This is a genomic window from Geobacillus lituanicus (genome assembly GCF_050994965.1).
In the GTDB taxonomy this organism is placed as follows: domain Bacteria; phylum Bacillota; class Bacilli; order Bacillales; family Anoxybacillaceae; genus Geobacillus; species Geobacillus stearothermophilus.
Map to the genome: position 1 here is coordinate 2,918,060 of NZ_CP194773.1, position 18,466 is coordinate 2,936,525.

At 56.1% G+C, this 18,466-nt stretch carries 14 protein-coding genes and 1 other annotated feature; of the genes, 7 read left to right on the top strand and 7 right to left on the bottom strand.

From position 1 onward, the window contains the following. Positions 1-106: 106 nt before the first annotated feature. On the bottom strand, positions 107-1,810 hold the full coding sequence (gene ezrA / locus ACR1UW_RS14930; RefSeq protein ID WP_237420708.1) for a septation ring formation regulator EzrA: 1,704 nt from the start codon (positions 1,808-1,810) through the stop codon (positions 107-109). A 192-nt stretch (positions 1,811-2,002) separates the two neighbouring features. Here ezrA and hisJ point away from each other — a divergent pair, with 192 nt between their 5' ends. Continuing rightward, the gene (gene hisJ / locus ACR1UW_RS14935) at positions 2,003-2,827 is read left to right on the top strand and encodes a histidinol-phosphatase HisJ (protein WP_033009190.1); all 825 of its coding nucleotides are present in this window, start codon (positions 2,003-2,005) and stop codon (positions 2,825-2,827) included. Positions 2,828-2,862: 35 nt separating this feature from the next. Further along, entirely contained in the window at positions 2,863-3,339 is a 477-nt protein-coding gene (locus ACR1UW_RS14940; RefSeq protein WP_033009183.1) for a free L-methionine (R)-S-oxide reductase MsrC, read from the top strand. A 49-nt stretch (positions 3,340-3,388) separates the two neighbouring features. On the opposite strand, the gene ACR1UW_RS14945 is transcribed toward ACR1UW_RS14940, so the two are convergent. After that, positions 3,389-5,248: a diguanylate cyclase domain-containing protein gene (locus ACR1UW_RS14945; RefSeq protein ID WP_498935328.1), complete on the bottom strand. Its 1,860-nt coding sequence runs from the start codon at positions 5,246-5,248 to the stop codon at positions 3,389-3,391. Positions 5,249-5,558: 310 nt separating this feature from the next. Here ACR1UW_RS14945 and rpsD point away from each other — a divergent pair, with 310 nt between their 5' ends. After that, positions 5,559-6,161, top strand: coding sequence for a 30S ribosomal protein S4 (gene rpsD, locus ACR1UW_RS14950; RefSeq protein WP_033009184.1), 603 nt, complete (start codon positions 5,559-5,561; stop codon positions 6,159-6,161). A gap of 48 nt (positions 6,162-6,209) precedes the next feature. On the opposite strand, the gene tyrS is transcribed toward rpsD, so the two are convergent. Next, the gene (gene tyrS, locus ACR1UW_RS14955) at positions 6,210-7,469 is read right to left on the bottom strand and encodes a tyrosine--tRNA ligase (protein ID WP_498933919.1); all 1,260 of its coding nucleotides are present in this window, start codon (positions 7,467-7,469) and stop codon (positions 6,210-6,212) included. A 52-nt stretch (positions 7,470-7,521) separates the two neighbouring features. Continuing rightward, positions 7,522-7,748 (bottom strand) — a binding site (T-box leader). 166 nt (positions 7,749-7,914) lie between these two features. Here tyrS and ACR1UW_RS14960 point away from each other — a divergent pair. Further along, a complete protein-coding gene (locus tag ACR1UW_RS14960; protein ID WP_498933921.1) occupies positions 7,915-10,665 on the top strand; it encodes a transglycosylase domain-containing protein in 2,751 nt (916 codons plus the stop codon). A gap of 221 nt (positions 10,666-10,886) precedes the next feature. Here the strand turns inward: ACR1UW_RS14960 and acsA are convergent, their stop codons facing one another. After that, on the bottom strand, positions 10,887-12,602 hold the full coding sequence (acsA, locus tag ACR1UW_RS14965; protein WP_033009775.1) for an acetate--CoA ligase: 1,716 nt from the start codon (positions 12,600-12,602) through the stop codon (positions 10,887-10,889). A 174-nt stretch (positions 12,603-12,776) separates the two neighbouring features. Here acsA and ACR1UW_RS14970 point away from each other — a divergent pair, with 174 nt between their 5' ends. Genes ACR1UW_RS14970 through ACR1UW_RS14980 form a run of 3 tightly spaced genes read left to right on the top strand, consistent with a single transcriptional unit; the run spans position 12,777 to position 15,246 of the window. Then, positions 12,777-13,409, top strand: a complete 633-nt coding sequence (locus ACR1UW_RS14970) for a GNAT family N-acetyltransferase (protein WP_011232281.1) — start codon at positions 12,777-12,779, stop codon at positions 13,407-13,409. A gap of 29 nt (positions 13,410-13,438) precedes the next feature. Next, positions 13,439-14,083 (top strand): acetoin utilization AcuB family protein, encoded by a 645-nt coding sequence (locus ACR1UW_RS14975; protein ID WP_063330124.1) that lies wholly within the window; start codon positions 13,439-13,441, stop codon positions 14,081-14,083. Next, positions 14,080-15,246, top strand: a complete 1,167-nt coding sequence (locus ACR1UW_RS14980; RefSeq protein ID WP_063330123.1) for an acetoin utilization protein AcuC — start codon at positions 14,080-14,082, stop codon at positions 15,244-15,246. The genes ACR1UW_RS14975 and ACR1UW_RS14980 overlap by 4 nt, the downstream gene beginning before the upstream one ends. 197 nt (positions 15,247-15,443) lie before the next feature. Here ACR1UW_RS14980 and ccpA read toward each other — a convergent pair whose 3' ends face one another. The 3 genes from ccpA to ytxJ all read right to left on the bottom strand — a co-directional run bounded on the left by ccpA (position 15,444) and on the right by ytxJ (position 18,461). After that, positions 15,444-16,436 carry a catabolite control protein A gene (gene ccpA / locus ACR1UW_RS14985; protein ID WP_237420714.1) on the bottom strand — a complete coding sequence of 331 codons (993 nt, stop codon included), beginning with the start codon at positions 16,434-16,436 and terminating at the stop codon, positions 15,444-15,446. 381 nt (positions 16,437-16,817) lie between these two features. After that, a complete protein-coding gene (locus ACR1UW_RS14990) occupies positions 16,818-17,900 on the bottom strand; it encodes a bifunctional 3-deoxy-7-phosphoheptulonate synthase/chorismate mutase (protein WP_033014585.1) in 1,083 nt (360 codons plus the stop codon). Between the two features lie 228 nt (positions 17,901-18,128). Beyond that, entirely contained in the window at positions 18,129-18,461 is a 333-nt protein-coding gene (ytxJ, locus tag ACR1UW_RS14995; protein WP_044743344.1) for a bacillithiol system redox-active protein YtxJ, read from the bottom strand. Positions 18,462-18,466: the final 5 nt, after the last annotated feature.

The following is an 18,466-nucleotide window of genomic DNA, read 5'->3' on the forward strand; positions in this document are numbered from 1 at the left end:
CATATAAAAGCAGACTGAAAACAGCAACGAAAACACACACGCATTTACAGTATCCGCCAAAAACCCGATAAATATCGGCCGAAACCGATATTTATCGGGTTTTTGCTCACGATTGTTGATCGTTGTCCGCCTGCCACAGCTGCCGCACGCGGTCGAACGCGCCCGGCTCGACTTTCTCCACCGTCGCCACCGCCTGCCGGAGCGCTTCCTCGTAATCGTAATGACGGAACAAAAATTCGGCCTCTTCAAGCCCTTTATGCACCTCCGGATAACGGCGGCGATAGCGGTTGCCGTACTGAATCGTCCGCTCGGCCAAGGCGGCCTGCTCGATCATTTCGACCGTCCGCTCATGCAGCCGCTCGACGGCCGCCTTCGCTTCTTCGAGAGCCCCGTCGACCGCCGGCATGTGAAGCGGCTTTTCTTCAAGGCGGGCGGCGACGGCCTGCAAGCTCGTTTTGGCCTCTGCAAGCTCATGTGAATAAGACTCCGGCAGCCCTGGCAGCCGGCTTTTTTGCACGAGGCGAACCGCTTCGGACAACATTTTCCGCATGTCATCAAGCTTTTCGCGGGCGATCAGTTCATCTTTGCGCAGCGTCTGCAGCATGCGGCGAAACTGTTCATGCTCCTCTTTCATCATGTCGATTTGGGATGTAAGCTGCTCGAGCTCCTCTCGCAGCAGCGAATACGCCGTTTTCGCCTCGGCGGCGCGGTCGTGGATGAGCCAAAACCGCTTTTGCAGCTGGTGCAGCTGCTTTTCAATGCTTCGGTATTTTTCCACGTCCCCCGGCGGCAGATGATAGCTTTGCTGGACGAACAGCGCTTCCGCCCCCGTCTCCTTCGCCGCGGCGGCGAGCTCCTCAAGCATGCCGCCAATGCGCGGCATTTCCGTTTGCACGTACTGATGGGCCAGCACTTCCTGCTCAAGCGAATCATACAGCGCCTCGATTTCTTCTTTCAGCCCGGCGAGCATCTGCTTCGCCTCTTCAATGCGCAGTTCGCCGATCATCGCCAAACAGCGCTGAATTTTTTCCTGCTTTTCCGCAAGCGCGCGCTCGATGTCCAAGTGGTCGAGAATGTACCCGCTTTGCTCCATTTCCCGATAGCCGTCGGCGAGCTCGGCAAGCTGGGCGGGAAGCGATGTTTGGCACTCGCCAAGCAGCGCCGGGATGTCCTCCATCATCGCGGCGAGGCGGTTCAGCTCCTGCTTGAGCGCCAGCACGACGTCGCGCGCTGCCAAATAGTTGCCGGCTTCTGTCAACTCGGCAAACAACTGAAATTGCTTTTCCGCCTCAGCCAACCGGACGTCCAGCAGATCGGCGGCCGCCCCGAACGTATACCGATAGGCGAGCAGCGTTTTTTTTGCTTCCCGGTGCGCGGTGCGCAGCTCTTCGATTTCGACCCGGCTTTGTTCCTCGCTGCCGATCAGCTCGTTGACTTCGCAAATGATTTGCTGAATTTCTTCCTCCACGCGCCGGAGTGCGTCCGCCGTTTGCCCGAGCAGCCGGTGCGCCTTTCGATACCGGTATTTGTCCAACAGCGTTTCGGCGTCAAACAGCTGCTCCTCGACGTTCGGCAGCTTGACGGCCACGATGTCATCCCACTGTTGGCGCCAGCGCTCAAACAACTGCTCCGTCTCCCCGGTCATGTTCAGCTGTTTCACCTTGGCAAGCTCATCCGGCACCGGTTCATTCATCAACCGGATTTTCCACTCTTCAAGCCCGTCGATTTCCCGGTACATCCGCTTTCGGCGCAAATGATTATATCCAATTGCTCCTGCCGCAAGGAGCAGAATAACCCACACGATTCCCATCCGCTAATGCCCCCTTGCACTCAAGCTACTTCGAAGTGAATGAAAATGGCGGAGAAGGCAAACATATATATTTTTCAATGTTTTTATGATACCATGTTATCGACATTTTTTGACCAAAATTTTTATTTTTTTTACAAGAATCTTCAATTGGTTTGCTGTGATACAATGATGGAAGGAAAGGGGGAACCCGCTTTGCGCGACGGCCACATTCACACACCGTTTTGCCCGCACGGGAGCCGCGATCCGCTCGAGCAGTATGTCGAACGGGCCATCGCCCTCGGCTATACCGATATTTCCTTCACCGAACATGCGCCGCTGCCGGAACGGTTTCTTGACCCGACGCCGGAGCAGGACAGCGCCATGGCGCGCGGTGCATTGGAGCGGTATTTGGCGGCCATCGCTGATGTCAAAGCGCGCTACCGCCATGACATTACGATCCGCGTCGGGCTTGAGGTCGACTTTATCCCCGGCTTTGAGGATGAGACCGCCAAACTGCTCGATGAAGTCGGCCCGCTCCTTGACGACAGCATTTTATCGGTTCATTTTTTGGCGCACAACGGCCAATATGTATGCCTCGATTACAGCGCCGACATGTTTGCCGGCATCGTCCGCCTATTCGGCTCGGTCGAGCGCGTGCACGCCGCCTATTACGACACGGTGCGCCAGTCCATCCGCGCCGACCTTGGCCGCTATAAGCCGCGGCGCATCGGCCATATGACGCTTGTGCGCAAGTTTTGGCGCCGCTTTCCGTGCCGGGAGCCGATGACGGAGCGCATGTTGGCCATTCTTGACGACATCGAGCAGTTCGGCTATGAAATCGACTACAACGGCGCCGGCGCTGCCAAACCGCTCTGCCGTGAGCCGTACCCGCCCAACCACCTGATCGCTGAGGCGCATCGGCGCGGCATTCCGATCGTGTACGGTTCAGACGCCCACCGCGCCGCCGACTTGCATCAAGGACGGGGCGTCATGGACGGCGAGGCGCTTTCCGTTGGCAGCCGTCGGACGTCATCTTAAAATGAGCGAAAACAAATTCAAGGAGGCATGTTCCGATGTTTCACCCGATCGCTTACAGCGGCACACGCGAAGAAAACTACGCGCTCGTCATCGAGCAGCTGAAGGCGCTCATCGCCGGAGAGCCGAACATGATCGCCAACTTGGCGAACGCCGCTGCTTTGCTCAATCAGTTTCTCACCGACATCAACTGGGTCGGCTTTTATCTCGCCGATGGCGACGAGCTTGTGCTCGGCCCGTTCCAAGGCTTGCCGGCGTGCGTCCGCATTCCGTTTGGCAAGGGGGTGTGCGGCACGGCAGCCGCCGAACGGCGGACGGTCGTCGTCCCGGATGTGCACGAATTTCCAGGCCATATCGCCTGCGACGCCGCCTCCCAGTCGGAAATCGTCGTTCCGCTCATCAAAGACGGCCGCGTCATCGGCGTGCTTGATATTGACAGCCCGGTGAAAAACCGCTTTGACGACGTGGACCGCCGCTATTTGGAGCAATTCGCTGGCGTGCTCGCTTCATCATAAAGCAGCCCTGCCGCGCAAAGAAGGAATCCGCTTGGTCGGATTCCTTTTTTTATACTTTGTGCGGCTGGGAATGGCCATGGACGAAAATGCAGTTTTTTCCTGTTTCCTTCGCCATATAAAGCGCGGCATCCGCCTGCTTGAACAGCTGTTCTGCGTCTTTAGAGCCATGCGGGCTCCACGATGAAATGCCGCAGGAGACCGTGACCGGCGGCACTGTATGCCTTCTGACCTTTTCGACGATACGTCGGGCGACCAAAACCGCGTCAGCGAGCGCCACGTTCGGCAAATACACGGCCAGTTCTTCCCCGCCCCAGCGCGCCGCCACGTCGTCGTCGCGAATATAGGCGCGCACCAGCTCGGCCACCTGGATGAGCACATCGTCGCCCGTTTGGTGGCCGTAAAGGTCGTTGATTTGCTTAAAATTGTCGATGTCGATCAAAATAAATGCCCCACGCTCATCGCATTTCATCGAGGTTTGAATCGTCTCGTCCAAATAGCGGCGCGTATGCAGCTTTGTCAAATAATCGGTGACGACGAGCTTTTCAAGCTCTTCGCGCAAAATGGCGTTCGTAAACGCGAGAGTCGAGTGCTGAATGAGCGACTCGAGCAGTTTGAACATGTCAAACGTAAATCGGTATGGCTCGCGGGCGAGCACGATGCAGACGCCCTTCGCTTCGTTGTTTTGCTGCATCAGGGCCGCCATGACCGAGCGAAACGGCCCGGATACAGACGGGTGGACATCGCCGGCAAAGATAATGTCGTTTCCGCTCCGCCGCCGCTCTTCGACCCATTCAACATACCGGCCGGCCGCTGCGTCGGCAAAAAATGGCGTGCTTCCCGGCAAAAGCTCGCGGCGCCCGTCGGCGAACAGAAAAAACCCGACTTCCTCTGCGCCAAACGACCGGCGGATTTGCGCCACCATATATTCAATTCCTTCCTGCAGCCGCGGCCGCGCGTTCAGTTCGCGCATCGTGTCGTTAATGAGCTGCAAATCGCTGACAAGCCGGCGCGACTGCTCGTACAGCTTGGCGTTCTCAAGCGCGCTTCCAGCCGTGCTCGCCAGCAGCGAAATAAAATGAATCTCTCGTTTTGGAAATGGCGCAGCGTATGGGGCGATAATTTCAATCACCCCATACACCGCCTGCACCCCTTTAATCGGGGCGTACAGCACCGAGCGCGGCGGCGCCTCCATCTCCTCGCATTGCACTTGTCCAGTCAAAAACGCCCGCAACGCCGCCGTCTGTTTTTCCCTTTCATCCAATACAAGCGTTTTAATCGGCAAATTTCCGCGCAGATGGTTGTCATGCGACAACAGAAGGTGGTAGGTGAATGATGGATAGACGTTTTGCAGCGTGCGGATAATTTCTTCAAGCACAACATCGATATGCATCGAGGAATGAATTTTTGCGGCAAAGTGATGCAGCTGTCCATACCGTTTCTCTTCGCCCTCTCCTTGCAGCACCGCGCTAAGTTTCCGAAACAATCGCGCCAAATCCGTCCGGATCTCCCACAACAACCGCTCGTCAAAACCGCCATCTTTTCGATACATCAGCTCGACCATCGCCGGCGTCTCATCGGAAAGCATGAAAAAGAGCCGGGCCGCCATATGCGGCCCACCGGCATCGACAACAGCGACTTTCCGCTCTCCATCAGCCGCGATCGGCCCAGCGTCCGGCGTCCCAACCGCGGCCGCTTCCGGATAAAAGGCAGCCCGCACCGGGTCGTACAAATAAAAAACGGCTTGCTCGAGCGCCAGCTCTTCTTTTAGCAGCGCGAGCAACTCGCCCGCCGCCGCCGAAAACGGCCTATCGTCCTGAAACGCTAAAAACCAGTGGAAAAATTTTTGTTTAAATGATTCATACCGCTTCATTTCTTCCTTGTTCATCGCCTTTTCCACCCAAACCGGCATCATCATTCCAAATGAGAGAATGGGATGACAATTTTTTTCTAAAAATTGCATCTTTTATTATATCATACAAATAGAGAAGAAGGGAAACAAAATGTTGACTTTATCCTCTAAAAATCATATAATAGCCTTTGTGTAAAATATAGCAGCCTTTGTGCCCACCTTGATGGTTCATTTTGTTCCTCGGCCTGTCGAGGTGCATCGCGTAACTCTTAGCTGCGAGAGCGAGGATGCATGAAAACAAAATGGCCATAATTGTTGGCGCACATCTGCTTTTATTTTACGGGAATAAAAGCATAAGGAGGAGCAACGAATGGCTCGTTATACGGGACCTACATGGAAAGTTTCCCGCCGCCTTGGCATCTCGTTGAGCGGCACGGGGAAAGAATTGCAAAAACGTCCGTATCCGCCTGGCCAACACGGTCCGGGCCAACGGAGAAAATTGTCGGAGTATGGCTTGCAGCTGCAAGAAAAGCAAAAGCTGCGCCATATGTACGGCGTGAACGAACGCCAATTCCGCAAAACGTTTGAAGAAGCGGGCAAAATGCCGGGCAAACACGGCGAAAATTTCATGATTTTGCTAGAATCGCGCCTTGACAACCTCGTCTACCGTTTAGGGCTGGCCCGCACGCGCCGTCAAGCCCGCCAGCTTGTGACGCACGGCCACATTTTGGTCGACGGCAACCGCGTCAACATCCCGTCGTACCGCGTTAAACCGGGGCAAACGATCGCGGTCCGCGAAAAATCGCGCAACTTGCAAGTGATCAAAGAAGCGGTGGAAGCGAACAACTTCGTTCCGGATTACTTGTCGTTTGATCCGGAAAAACTGGAAGGCACGTATACACGCCTGCCGGAACGTTCCGAGCTGCCGGCGGAAATCAACGAAGCGCTCATCGTCGAGTTCTACTCGCGTTAAGGCGCAAAAAAGATCCGAAATGCCAAGGCATTTCGGATCTTTTTCTTTTTAGGCGTAGCGGATCAAATGATATTTTTTCTTGCCGCGGCGGATGACGGTAAACCGCCCTTCGAGGCGGTGCTCGGCGGTCAGGACGGCGCCCGCGTCTTGGATGCGCTCCCCGTTCACATAAATGGCGCCGTTTTGAATATCTTCGCGCGCCTGCCGCTTCGATGGCGAGATGCCGGCAGCTACGAGCAGCTCGACGAGCGGGACGTCGCCTCCTTCATGGACAAACGACGGCACGTTTTTAAACCCTTGCTCGATTTCCGCAGCCGTCAGCTCGGCAATGTCGCCGCTAAAGAGTGCTTCTGAAATACGAATCGCTTGATTGAGCGCCTCTTCGCCATGCACGAGCTTCGTCACTTCGGAAGCAAGCGTTTTTTGCGCCACCCGCTTCTCCGGCGCTTCGCGCATCTCTTGTTCAAGCGCGTCGATCTCTTCTTTTGTCAAGAACGTGAAATATTTTAAGTAACGGATCACATCGCGGTCATCGGTGTTGATCCAGAACTGGTAAAACTCATACGGCGACGTTTTTTCCGGATCGAGCCAAACCGCGCCGCTTTCCGTTTTTCCAAACTTCGTCCCATCGGCTTTCGTCACGAGCGGAACCGTCAAACCGAATGCTTTCGCCTCACCTTTCGTTCTGCGGATGAGCTCAAGCCCCGCCGTGATGTTGCCCCATTGGTCGCTGCCACCGATTTGTAGTCGGCAACCTTCCGTTTCGTACAAGTTGAGGAAATCGTACGCCTGCAGCATCATATACGTGAACTCCGTAAACGAAATGCCTGTTTCGATGCGCGACTGCACCGATTCTTTCGCCAGCATGTAGTTGACGCTGAAATGCTTGCCGACGTCGCGCAAAAACGAAATGACATCGAGCGGCCCGATCCAGTCGTAGTTGTTTTTGATTTTCGCTGGATTGCTCTCAGCCTCAAAATCAAGAAACCGCTCGAGTTGCGCTTTGATTCGGGCGCTCCATGCTTCGACCGTCTCTTTGGCGTTGAGCGTGCGCTCGCTTTTTCTGCCACTCGGATCGCCAATCAACCCGGTGGCGCCGCCGACTAAGGCGATCGGTTGATGCCCCGCCTGTTGGAAGCGACGCAAGGTCATGATCGTGACCAAATGGCCGATGTGCAAGCTGTCTGCTGTCGGGTCAAACCCGCAATAAAGCGTCACCTTCTCCTCATTCAGGAGCTTTCGAAGCCCATCCTCATCCGTCGTTTGATTGACAAGTCCGCGCCATTGCAGTTCTGCAAGCAAGTCCATGTTCCTCACCTCGCTATGAAATGTCAGGCCAAAAGAAAACACCCGCCCGGTTTGAAGGGGCGAGTGTTCATCGCGGTACCACCCTACTTGGAAAGCGCTCTGCTTTCCCGCTCATTTCGGTAACGGCGTCAGCCGGCGGATGGCTACTAGGCGAAACAGAGCCGTTCCCCACCGCTGCTCGGGGAGGTAATTCACGCTTGCCTGTGGGCTGGCTCGCACCGTCCGCCAGCTCTCTGCGCCAGGGAGGCAACCGCTACTTGTTCCCGTCATCGCGTTGTCGTATCCAAAATTATATACTTTATATACTTTCTTTTACCATATTCCTTGTTCACTGTCAACCTCGCATTTTTTCGCCAAAAACGGTGAAAAAACAACAAAATTCCACAACGGCGCCCGACGGTATGGTATACTGATGGCGAAGATTTGCCACTATAGGGGGGCCGGCATGGAACGAAAACCATTCCGTATTTCTGTCGAGAAAGCATGGCGTTATTTTTGCCTTACATACGACATCGTCTGGAACGCCACCTTAGTGCTGCTCATCGCCGCGCTCTGCCTCGTTTGCTTTGCCGCCGGCGCCGGCGCCGGCTATTTCGCCTTTCTGGTTAAAGACTTGGCTGTCCCTTCGCCGGACAAAATGAAAAGCGAGATTTACAGTTACGAAGAAACGAGCCATATGTATTTTGCCAACGGCGTCTATTTAGGCCGGTTCCGCTCCGATCTCGACCGCGAGGCGGTGCCCCTTTCCGACGTTTCCCCGTACGTCGTGCAAGCGGTGATCGCCACCGAGGACGAACATTTTTACGAGCATGATGGCGTCGTGCCCAAAGCGGTCATCCGCGCCATCTTTCAAGAGGTGGCAAACACGCCGGTCAAAAGCGGCGGCAGCACGCTGACGCAGCAGCTTGTCAAAAACCAGATGCTGACGAGCGAAGTGTCGTTTGAGCGCAAAGCGAAGGAAATGGTATTGGCGCTGCGCCTTGAGCGCTTTTTTTCAAAAGAAGAGATTTTGGAAGCCTACTTAAACGTCGTCCCGTTCGGCCGCAACTCATCCGGGCGCAACATCGCCGGCATTCAGGCCGCCGCCCAAGGGGTGTTCGGCGTCGACGCCAAAGAGCTGAATTTGGCGCAGGCGGCGTTTTTGGCCGGCTTGCCGCAAAACCCATTCGTGTACACGCCGTTTGCCGCTGACGGGAGCGTCAAGCAAGATGTCTCAGCCGGGCTCAGACGAATGAAAACGGTGCTGCGCCGGATGAAGCAGGCCGGCTATATTTCCGACAAGCAATACCAAGAAGCGCTCGCCTACGATGTGACGAAACATTTCGCCCCGCCGAAGCCGTCGCCGTTTGAACGCTATCCGTTTTTGACGATGGAAATTGAGCGGCGGGCGAAAGAGGTGATTGCGGAAACGTTCGCCAAGCGCGACGGCCATTCGGCGAAAGAGTGGGGGCGCGATCCCGCCCTCCGCCGCCGCTATCTCGGCGAGGCGGAAAAAGCGCTGCGGCAAGGGGGATTGCGCATTTATACAACGATCGACAAAGACATTTACGAACGGATGCAGAAGGTGGCCGCCCGCTACCCGTATTACGGAAACGACAACGTCTATTACACCAAGGACGGCAAAACCGGAAAAACAGTCGCCCATCGTCAGCCGGTGGAAGTCGGGGCAATGCTGATTGAAAACAAAACAGGCAAAATTATCAGCTTTGTCGGCGGCCGCGATTACGGGCGCGAGCAGCTCAACCATGCCACCCAGGCGCACCGCTCGAACGGCTCCACAATGAAGCCGCTCTTAGTGTACGCGCCGGCGATGGAGATGGGCGTCATCCAGCCGGCGACGATCATTCCCGATCTTCCGCTCTCGATCGGTTCGTACACGCCGAAAAACGCCGATGGAAAGACGCATGGCCTCGTGACGGCGCGTGATGCTTTGCGGTGGTCGTACAACATCCCGGCCGTGCGGACGTACAGGCGGATCCAATCGAAACAGCCGGTCGACTATTTGCGCAAAATGGGGATCACAAGCGTCTCAAAGCAAGAAGAGGCCAACCCGGCCTTGGCGATCGGCGGGACGCACATCGGCGTCACCGTCGAAGAAAACGTCAACGCCTATGCGACGTTTGCCAACTACGGATCGTTCGTCGATGCGTATATGATCGAGAAAATTACCGACAAGGACGGAAACATCATCTACCAGCATCAAACGAAGCCCGTTCCCGTCTTTTCCCCGCAGACGTCGTACTTGATGATTGACATGATGCGTGATGTGCTTAATGGCGGGACCGCCTCTTCAGTGCGGCGCTACTTGACCTTCTCCGCCGACTGGGCCGGAAAAACCGGAACATCCCAAGACAAGCGCGATTCGTGGTTTATCGCCGTCAATCCAAGCGTCACGTTCGGTGTTTGGGTCGGCTACGACCATCCAGCGCCGCTGGAGTCGCGCTACAAAGGGCTTTCCTACAGCCAGCGCACCCAGCTGTTATGGGCGCAATTCATGAACGCCGCCTATGGCGCCAAGCCAAAACTCATCGCCCCGCCAAAGCGGTTTTCCATGCCGGGCGGCATCGTCCGCCGCGCCTACTGCGCCGCGAGCGGGCTCAGCCCGTCAGAGACGTGCCGGCAAGCCGGGCTCGTCCGCTATGATTTGTACAATACGAAATTTACCCCAAAAGAGGGGGAAGAGAACGATTTAACCGAAGGCCGGTTTGTCATCATCGACGGACGCCGTTATGCGGCGCTCGAGACGACGCCGGAAGAATTTGTCACGCGCGGGGTCATCGCCAATCCGGACGTGCTCAGCGAGTGGGGGATAAGCGATGCGGACTGGGCCGGCGCTGATTTTGCCGCCGCCCCCTTGGAAGACAACGGGCGCGATCCGGCCTCGCCTTCCGTCCGTCTAAACAGGGGCCAACTCGTCTGGAGCGGCCGCAGTGAACGCGATGTGATCGGCTATCGCGTCTATGAGCTTGACCATACAGGAGGGCGCCGCGTCGTCGCTGTCATCAAAAGGGGAGAGGCAACGGCTTTTTCCGTCCTCAAACCAGGAGCAGCATATTGCGTCACCGCCGTGGACATTGCCGGCCGCGAATCGGCGCCGTCAGCCTCCGTCTCCCTGCCGTCGGCCGCGTCCCACGAACCGCCGGCTGACGGAAACAATGCGGCCAATGGCAACACGCAGCCGCCGGCCTCGAGGTAAAGATAAAGAAGGTGTCCCAAAACGTTCGGGACACCCTTTTGCCTTGCTGTATATAGCGGGCACATGATATTCCGCCCGGTTGAAGGGGCGCTGCCGTTTCGGGCCAGCCCCTTGCGGAAGCGAACGTTGTTCCGGTCTCCGCGCCAAAAGCGCATTTCTGTACGAAACGGATTGAGGGACATAGAAGAAAGGGGCCCTGACCGTGCCGGGCCCCTTATTGTTCAGTCTTCCATCGTCGACAAATCGCCGGTCGGCAAGTTGAGCTCCCACGCTTTTAAGACGCGGCGCATGATTTTCCCGCTCCGCGTTTTCGGCAGTTTGTCGCGGAACTCGATCTCACGCGGCGCGGCGTGGGCGGCGAGCCCTTTTTTCACGAACTGGCGAATGTCTTCTTTCAGCTCTTCAGACGGCTCATAGCCTTCGCGAAGCGCGATGAACGCTTTGATGATTTCCCCGCGCACCGGGTCCGGCTTGCCGATGACGCCGGCTTCGGCCACGGCCGGATGCTCGACGAGCTTGCTTTCGACTTCAAACGGCCCAACGCGCTCGCCGGATGTGTTGATGACATCGTCAACACGGCCTTGGAACCAGAAGTAGCCGTCTTCGTCCATGTACGCCGAGTCGCCCGAGACGTACCAGTCGCCGATAAAGTACGATTCATATTTTTGCGGGTTGTTCCAAATCGTTTTCATCATCGACGGCCAGCCTTTTTTGATGGCCAAGTTGCCCATTCGGTACGGCGGCAGCACGTTTCCTTGGTCGTCGATGATCGCCGCCTCAACACCCGGAATCGGTTTCCCCATCGATCCCGGCTTGATTTCCATGCACGGGTAGTTGCAGATGAGATGCCCGCCTGTTTCCGTCATCCACCACGTATCATGGATGCGGCGACCGAACACTTTCATCCCCCAGCGGATGACTTCCGGGTTGAGCGGCTCGCCGACGCTCAAAATGTGGCGGAGCGAGCTTAAATCATATTTTTTCACGACTTCATCGCCGGCGCCCATCAGCATGCGGAACGCCGTCGGCGCGCTGTACCAGACGGTGACGCCGAAGTCTTGGATCGTTTCATACCAGGCGTCCGGGCTGAAGCGGCCGCCAACGATGACGCTTGACGCCCCGCACAGCCACGGGCCGAAGATGCCGTACGACGTTCCGGTCACCCACCCCGGATCGGCCGTGCACCAGTAAATGTCGTCTTCTTTTAAGTCGAGCACCCACTTCGCGGTTTGATAATGCTGAATCATCGCGTTATGGACGTGCAGGACGCCTTTCGGCTTTCCGGTCGAACCGGATGTGTAATGCAAAATCAAGCCGTCCTGGCGGTCGACCCATTCGATGTCGAAGTGCTTGCTTGCCTCGTTCATCCGCTTTTTCAAATCGATGTACGGCCCTTCTTCGACAACGCCGTCGCCAACCAAAAAGACGTACTTCAACTCCGGCAAGTCGCCCACCGGCACGCGCGGCAAAAGCTCCGGCGTCGTCACGATCGCCTTCGCCCCGCTGTCTTCGAGGCGGTCGCGCACCGCGCCTTCCATGAACGCCTCAAACAGCGGTCCGACGATGGCGCCGGTTTTGATGATCCCGAGCACAGCGAAATACAGCTCCGGCGAGCGCGGCATAAAGACGAACACGCGGTCTCCTTTTCCAATCTCGGCCACATTTTTCAAAACATTCGCCACTTTGTTCGACATTTCTTTCATTTCTTTAAACGTATATTTCTCATTCCGCACCGCATCCCGGTAGTAAAGCGCCACTTTATTTTTACGGAACGACTCAGCATGGCGGTCGATCGCCTCGTACGCCATGTTGACCCGTCCCGTCTCATACCAAGAAAACGCTTTCTCTGTTTCCGACCATTGAAATTGCTTGTACGTTTCCTCGTAGTTTTTCAAGTTGTAGTCCCCTTGTATGACGGGAAGCCGTTCTGTGTTCATTCTCCAATCCCCCTTATGTAAGTGATTACATTTCTATTATAGTCGATTGAAAACAATTTCTCAATTTTTAAAATATTCATTGTCCCCGCTTTTTTGAAATTTTTTTGAACCGCGCCAGCCGGCGCCATTTTTATGTATAATGGAAGCAGAACGACCAATTCAGGTGGTGGACGAATGGAACATAAAAAAACGTATAACGCCAAAGAGCTGAAAACCCCGAAAGGAACGCTCCTCATCGAAGGGCCGGTGACGCCGGAAGCGTTGGCCAGCTACGAATTCCACCATGACCTCACTTCCTTCCGCCCGCCTGCCAAACAGCACAAAGCGTTGATCGAAATCGCCAAGCTGCCGGAAGGGCGGATCATCATCGCCCGCCGCGGCGAGGTGATTGTCGGATATGTGACGTTTTTGTATCCCGATCCGCTTGAGCGTTGGTCGGAAGGGAACATGGAAAATTTGCTCGAGCTTGGCGCCATTGAAGTCATTCCGGAGTTCCGCGGGTTTGGCGTCGGAAAAAATTTATTGATCGTCTCGATGATGGACGACGCCATGGAAGACTACATCATCATTACAACTGAATATTACTGGCATTGGGATTTAAAAGGCACGGGGCTGAACGTATGGGAGTACCGAAAAGTGATGGAGAAAATGATGAACGCCGGCGGGCTCGTCTGGTATGCGACCGACGACCCGGAAATTTGCTCCCATCCGGCGAACTGCCTCATGGTCCGCATTGGCAAACGGGTCGACGCCGAATCGATTCAACGGTTTGACCGGCTTCGGTTTATGAACCGTTACATGTACTAAATGCCTCGCACAAAGGGGAGAGGAGAACGATGCTTGTCGAACAAGTGATGAAAGCACCGGTTATCACGCTTCGCGCCACCAATACGATCGCCGAAGCGCTGCAGCTGCTCAGACATCACCGCATCCGCCATCTGCCGGTCGTCGACGGGGAAGGACGTCTTCTGGGGCTTGTGACGAGCCAAGATTTGCGCGACGCGAGCCCGTCCATTTTCCATCTTCATGAACATCTTGAAGACTTGCAAAAACCGGTCAGCACGATTATGAAAACCGACCTCATCGTCGGCCATCCGCTCGATTTCGTCGAGGAGGTGGCGGCGCTCTTTTACGAACACCGAATCGGCTGCCTGCCGATCGTCAATCACGGGAAACTCGTCGGCATCATCACGCAAACGGATTTGCTCCGCACGTTCATTGAATTGACCGGCGTTCACCAGCCGGGGTCGCAAATCGAGATCAAAGTGCCGAACGAGGCCGGCATGTTAAGCAAAGCGGCGGCCATCATCAGCGAGCGCCATGTGAACATCGCCAGCGTCTTGGTGTATCCAGCTCCGGATCCGAATGAGAAAATTTTAGTTTTCCGCGTGCAGACGATGAATCCACTTCCATTGATCCGCGATTTGCAAAACGCCGGCTATCACGTACTATGGCCGAACTTGCCGGGGGTTACGTCATGAGCCGAAACTGCACATTCGTCTATAGCGAGCAATTTCTTCAGTACAAATTTCATGACGACCATCCGTTCAACCAGCTGCGGGTCAAAATGACATACGACTTGCTTTGCACGCTCGGCGCGCTCGAAGACCGCCAGATCGTCGCCCCGCGCATGGCGACCGATGACGAGCTGGCGCTCATTCACGACCGCTCCTACATCGAGGCGGTGAAAGCGGCCGGGCGCGGCGAGCTGTCGGAAGCGGCGGCGCAAAACTACGGCCTTGGCACCGAGGATACGCCGATTTTCCCAAACATGCACGAAGCGAGCGCTCTTTTGGTCGGCAGCACCCTCACCGCCGTCGACGCGGTTCTTTCCGGAGCGGCTGAGCATGCGCTCAACCTTGGCGGCGGTCTGCACCACGGCTTCCGCGGCAAAGCATCCGGCTTTTGCGTCTACAACGACAGCGCGGTCGCCATTCAATACATCAGGGAGAAATACGGACTGCGCGTGTTGTACGTCGACACGGACGCCCACCACGGCGACGGGGTGCAATGGGCGTTTTACGACGATCCGAACGTTTGCACGTTTTCCATTCATGAAACGGGGCGCTATTTGTTCCCAGGGACCGGAAATGTCAACGAGCGCGGCTTAGGCGCGGGCTACGGCTATTCGTTCAACATTCCCGTTGATGCGTTCACGGAAGACGAATCATGGATCGCCGCCTATACGACCGCGCTTCGGGAAATCGCCGACTTTTTCCGCCCGGACGTCATCGTGACGCAAAACGGCGTCGACGCCCACTATTACGATCCGCTCACCCATTTGTCGGTGACGATGAAAACGTACCGCGCCATTCCGAAACTCGCGCACGAAATCGCGCATGAATATTGCGGCGGACGCTGGATCGCCGTCGGCGGCGGCGGCTATGACATCTGGCGCGTCGTGCCGCGGGCATGGGCGCTCCTTTGGCTCGAGATGACGGGACAAGCCGATGTGTCCGGCCCGCTGCCAGATGAGTGGCGCGAACGTTGGCAACCGCTTTCACCCGTCGCGCTTCCGCTTGAGTGGGACGACCCGGATGACTTGTATCCCCCGATTCCGCGCAAAGCAGAGATCAGCGAAAAAAATGCCCAGACGGTGGAAAAAGCGTTGTATTTCATCCGCAGCCAGCGGCCGGCACGGTGACCGGCCGGCCGAACCGCCCTCCAAATTCAGAAACAATAGGCGAAGGGGGCTGCTTTTTATGGGCGCCATCGAGCCGGTTCGCGCCTGTTGGCGGCGCATGGGAAACGCAAACGAGAGCGCCTCGGCGGCCGCGTTCGGAGGAAACGCGAAAAAGACTGATCCGAAAACGCTCCGCGTTTTCGGATCAGCCTCGCTCCTTATTTCGTCGATTCCCGCACTTCAAGCCGGTGCGGCAAGACGACGATATGGTTGTCAACTTTCTCCTTGTTCATGTACTTCGTCAGCAACCGCATCGCTACCGCTCCGATGTCGTACATCGGCTGCACGACGGTCGTCAGCCGCGGCCGCACCATCGTCGCAAGCCTTGTGTTGTCAAAACCGACGACTTCCACCTCTTCCGGCACGCGCACGTGATGGTCTTGGGCGCTGTGGATGATGCCGAGCGCCATTTCGTCCGTGCCGGCAAACACCGCCGTCGGTCGTTCGGCAAGCTCCGCGATTTTCTCATACGCTTCCAAGCCGGAGTCGTATGAATTGTCGCCCTCAACGACCAGCTCTTCGTCATATGGCACCCCGCGCTCTTCCAACGCGCGCCGGTAGCCAGCCAACTTCCGCTGGTTGATCGGATCGTCGGTCGGACCGGTCACATACGCCACACGGCGGTTTCCTTTTTCCAGCAAATACGTCACCGCTTCAAACGCCGCCTGCTCATAATCGATGTTGACCGATGGAATCTCCTCCGGCCCGACCGTCGCCGCCAGCACGATCGGCACCGATGATTTTTGAAATTCGGCGACGTGCTCTTCGGTGATGGTCCCGCCCATAAACAACAGGCCGTCCACTTGCTTGGCGAGCAACGTGTTGAGCAAATGCAGCTCTTTTTCTTTGTTTTGGTCGGAGTTGCTTAAAATAATGTTGTATTTGTACATCGTTGCAATGTCTTCGATGCCGCGCGCCAGTTCGGCGAAGAAAATGTTCGAAATATCCGGGATGATCACCCCGACCGTCGTCGTTTTTTTGCTGGCGAGCCCCCGCGCCACGGCGTTCGGGCGGTAGCCGAGCCGCTCGATCGCTTCCAACACTTTTTTTCGTGTCGACGGCTTGACGTTCGGGTTGCCGTTCACGACACGCGAAACAGTCGCCATCGAGACGTTCGCCTCCCGCGCCACATCATAAATCGTTACGGTCATTCCTTTCACTCCTTTTCACTCAACCGGTCAAATTCCGAATGTATGTACAACTATCATACGATACATTATCGCCAACTCGCAACGAAATCGCAACCATTTTGCCGGTTTGTTCACAAACCGTTCACCGGTAGTTTGCCCGAAACCACGCCCTTGCATGAAAAGGAAGCCGCTGTTTCCCCATGTTTTGGCGCTGGACGCCAACTGCCCCCAGTGCAAACGAAAACACGCCGGACAGCGCGATTCGGTTGCCCTATCATGCCGCCAACCCAACCGGCCTCCATTTCCCGCCTCGGCCGCAGTCCGCTTCGCACTGCCCCAAAAACAAAAGACGCCCCAACACGATGGGACGTCTTCTTCCGCCGACACGCCGCCCTTTGCCCTTTACGCTTGGACGAACTGGCGCTGGAAGGCGCGCACTTCTTCCATAAACTCGTTGAATTGGGCGATGTCCATTTGCTGGGCGGAATCGGACAAGGCGACGGCCGGGTCCGGATGCACTTCGGCCATGACGCCGTCGGCGCCGATCGCCAAGGCCGCTTTGGCGCACGGGATGAGCAGATCGCGCCGCCCCGTTGAGTGGGTGACATCGACGAACACCGGCAAGTGCGTTTCTTTCTTCAAAATCGGCACAGCCGAAATGTCGAGCGTGTTGCGCGTCGCCCGCTCGTACGTACGGATGCCGCGCTCGCACAAAATGATCTGCCCGTTTCCTTGCGACATGATGTACTCAGCGGCGTTGATGAATTCTTCGATCGTCGCCGCCAAGCCGCGCTTCAGCAAAATCGGCTTATTCACTTGGCCGGCTGCCTTAAGCAGCTCAAAGTTTTGCATGTTGCGCGCGCCGATTTGGATGACGTCAATATAGTCCAAGGCGATTTCAATGTCCGCCGGCGTGACGATTTCGCTGATGACCGCCAAATCAAACTCATCGGCGATCCGTTTCAAAATTTTCAGTCCTTCCACGCCGAGCCCTTGGAAATCGTACGGCGACGTGCGCGGTTTGTACGCACCGCCGCGCAACATCTTGATGCCTTGTTTTTTCACCGCTTCGGCGACCGCAGCCACTTGCTCGTAGCTTTCCACCGCACACGGGCCCATGACAAAATATTGCTTGCCGTCGCCGATCCGCTCTCCTTTCACCTCGACGATCGTGTTTTCTGGATGCTTTTTCCGCGAGACAAGCAGCGCTTTCCGATGGTCATCTTCTTGCAATTCGAGCGCCGCTTTGAAAATTTCCTTGAAAATGTGCTGCAGCGTCGACGTTTCGAACGGACCGTCGTTATGCTCGGAAATGAGGTCGAGCATTTTCCGCTCGCGCACCGGGTCGTAGCGGTGCGTTCCTTGCGCTTCTTTGATCTTGCCGATTTCTTGAACGAGCCGCCCCCGTTCGTTGATCAGCTTCAACAATTGCAGGTTAATCTCATCGACCCTTGCCCGCAGCTCCTCCAACCGTTCGTTGCTCATGCTTCTCTCATCCTTTCGCCCATTTTCATGCATCGTTTCCGCCCCATAGCGGCCGCCGGCCGCCAGCGTTCGGGGCGCTTCCCCGTTTTGAAGATCGAAGTTTTGTAATTAGTCTTTATTATAATCGATGACTTAGCGGTTGTCACGAAAAAAATGCTTTTTTGATTAAACGCTTTTAAGTGGTAAAGTTTAAAAGGAGAACAAACCGCCTGTCGCGCGGACAGGCGGCTAGGCGGTGGCTATGTTCGTTCTCAGCGCATCGTACGTAATAGCCCAATGGGACGCGTGCCAGACGACTTTGCCGTTTTCAAACAAAAGCGCCTGCGGCGATTCGTGCTTAACGCCGGTCGTCTCGGCGATGTAGTTCGAGAGCGGGCGCGCTTCTTGAACGTACAGGCAATATACCGCGAGCTCCGGGTGATCGGCGGCGAACTTTTCACATTCGCCGAACGCCGCTCGGCTGATCGGGCATGTTAGGCTATGTTTGACGAACAAAAAGCGGTTCGTTTCCTTCTTGACGCGTTCAAACTGTTCGACGGTTTCCAGTTTCTCCATTCCCACGTTCT

Coding starts and splice junctions, on each gene's coding strand:
- ACR1UW_RS14940 (WP_033009183.1), top strand. CDS start 2,863: ATGTTTCACCCGATCGCTTACAGCGGCACACGCGAAGAAAACTACGCG.
- ccpA (WP_237420714.1), bottom strand. CDS start 16,436: ATGACCGTAACGATTTATGATGTGGCGCGGGAGGCGAACGTCTCGATG.
- ezrA (WP_237420708.1), bottom strand. CDS start 1,810: ATGGGAATCGTGTGGGTTATTCTGCTCCTTGCGGCAGGAGCAATTGGA.
- ACR1UW_RS14960 (WP_498933921.1), top strand. CDS start 7,915: ATGGAACGAAAACCATTCCGTATTTCTGTCGAGAAAGCATGGCGTTAT.
- ACR1UW_RS14970 (WP_011232281.1), top strand. CDS start 12,777: ATGGAACATAAAAAAACGTATAACGCCAAAGAGCTGAAAACCCCGAAA.
- tyrS (WP_498933919.1), bottom strand. CDS start 7,469: ATGGACTTGCTTGCAGAACTGCAATGGCGCGGACTTGTCAATCAAACG.
- ACR1UW_RS14980 (WP_063330123.1), top strand. CDS start 14,080: ATGAGCCGAAACTGCACATTCGTCTATAGCGAGCAATTTCTTCAGTAC.
- rpsD (WP_033009184.1), top strand. CDS start 5,559: ATGGCTCGTTATACGGGACCTACATGGAAAGTTTCCCGCCGCCTTGGC.
- ACR1UW_RS14990 (WP_033014585.1), bottom strand. CDS start 17,900: ATGAGCAACGAACGGTTGGAGGAGCTGCGGGCAAGGGTCGATGAGATT.
- ACR1UW_RS14975 (WP_063330124.1), top strand. CDS start 13,439: ATGCTTGTCGAACAAGTGATGAAAGCACCGGTTATCACGCTTCGCGCC.
- ACR1UW_RS14945 (WP_498935328.1), bottom strand. CDS start 5,248: ATGCCGGTTTGGGTGGAAAAGGCGATGAACAAGGAAGAAATGAAGCGG.
- acsA (WP_033009775.1), bottom strand. CDS start 12,602: ATGAACACAGAACGGCTTCCCGTCATACAAGGGGACTACAACTTGAAA.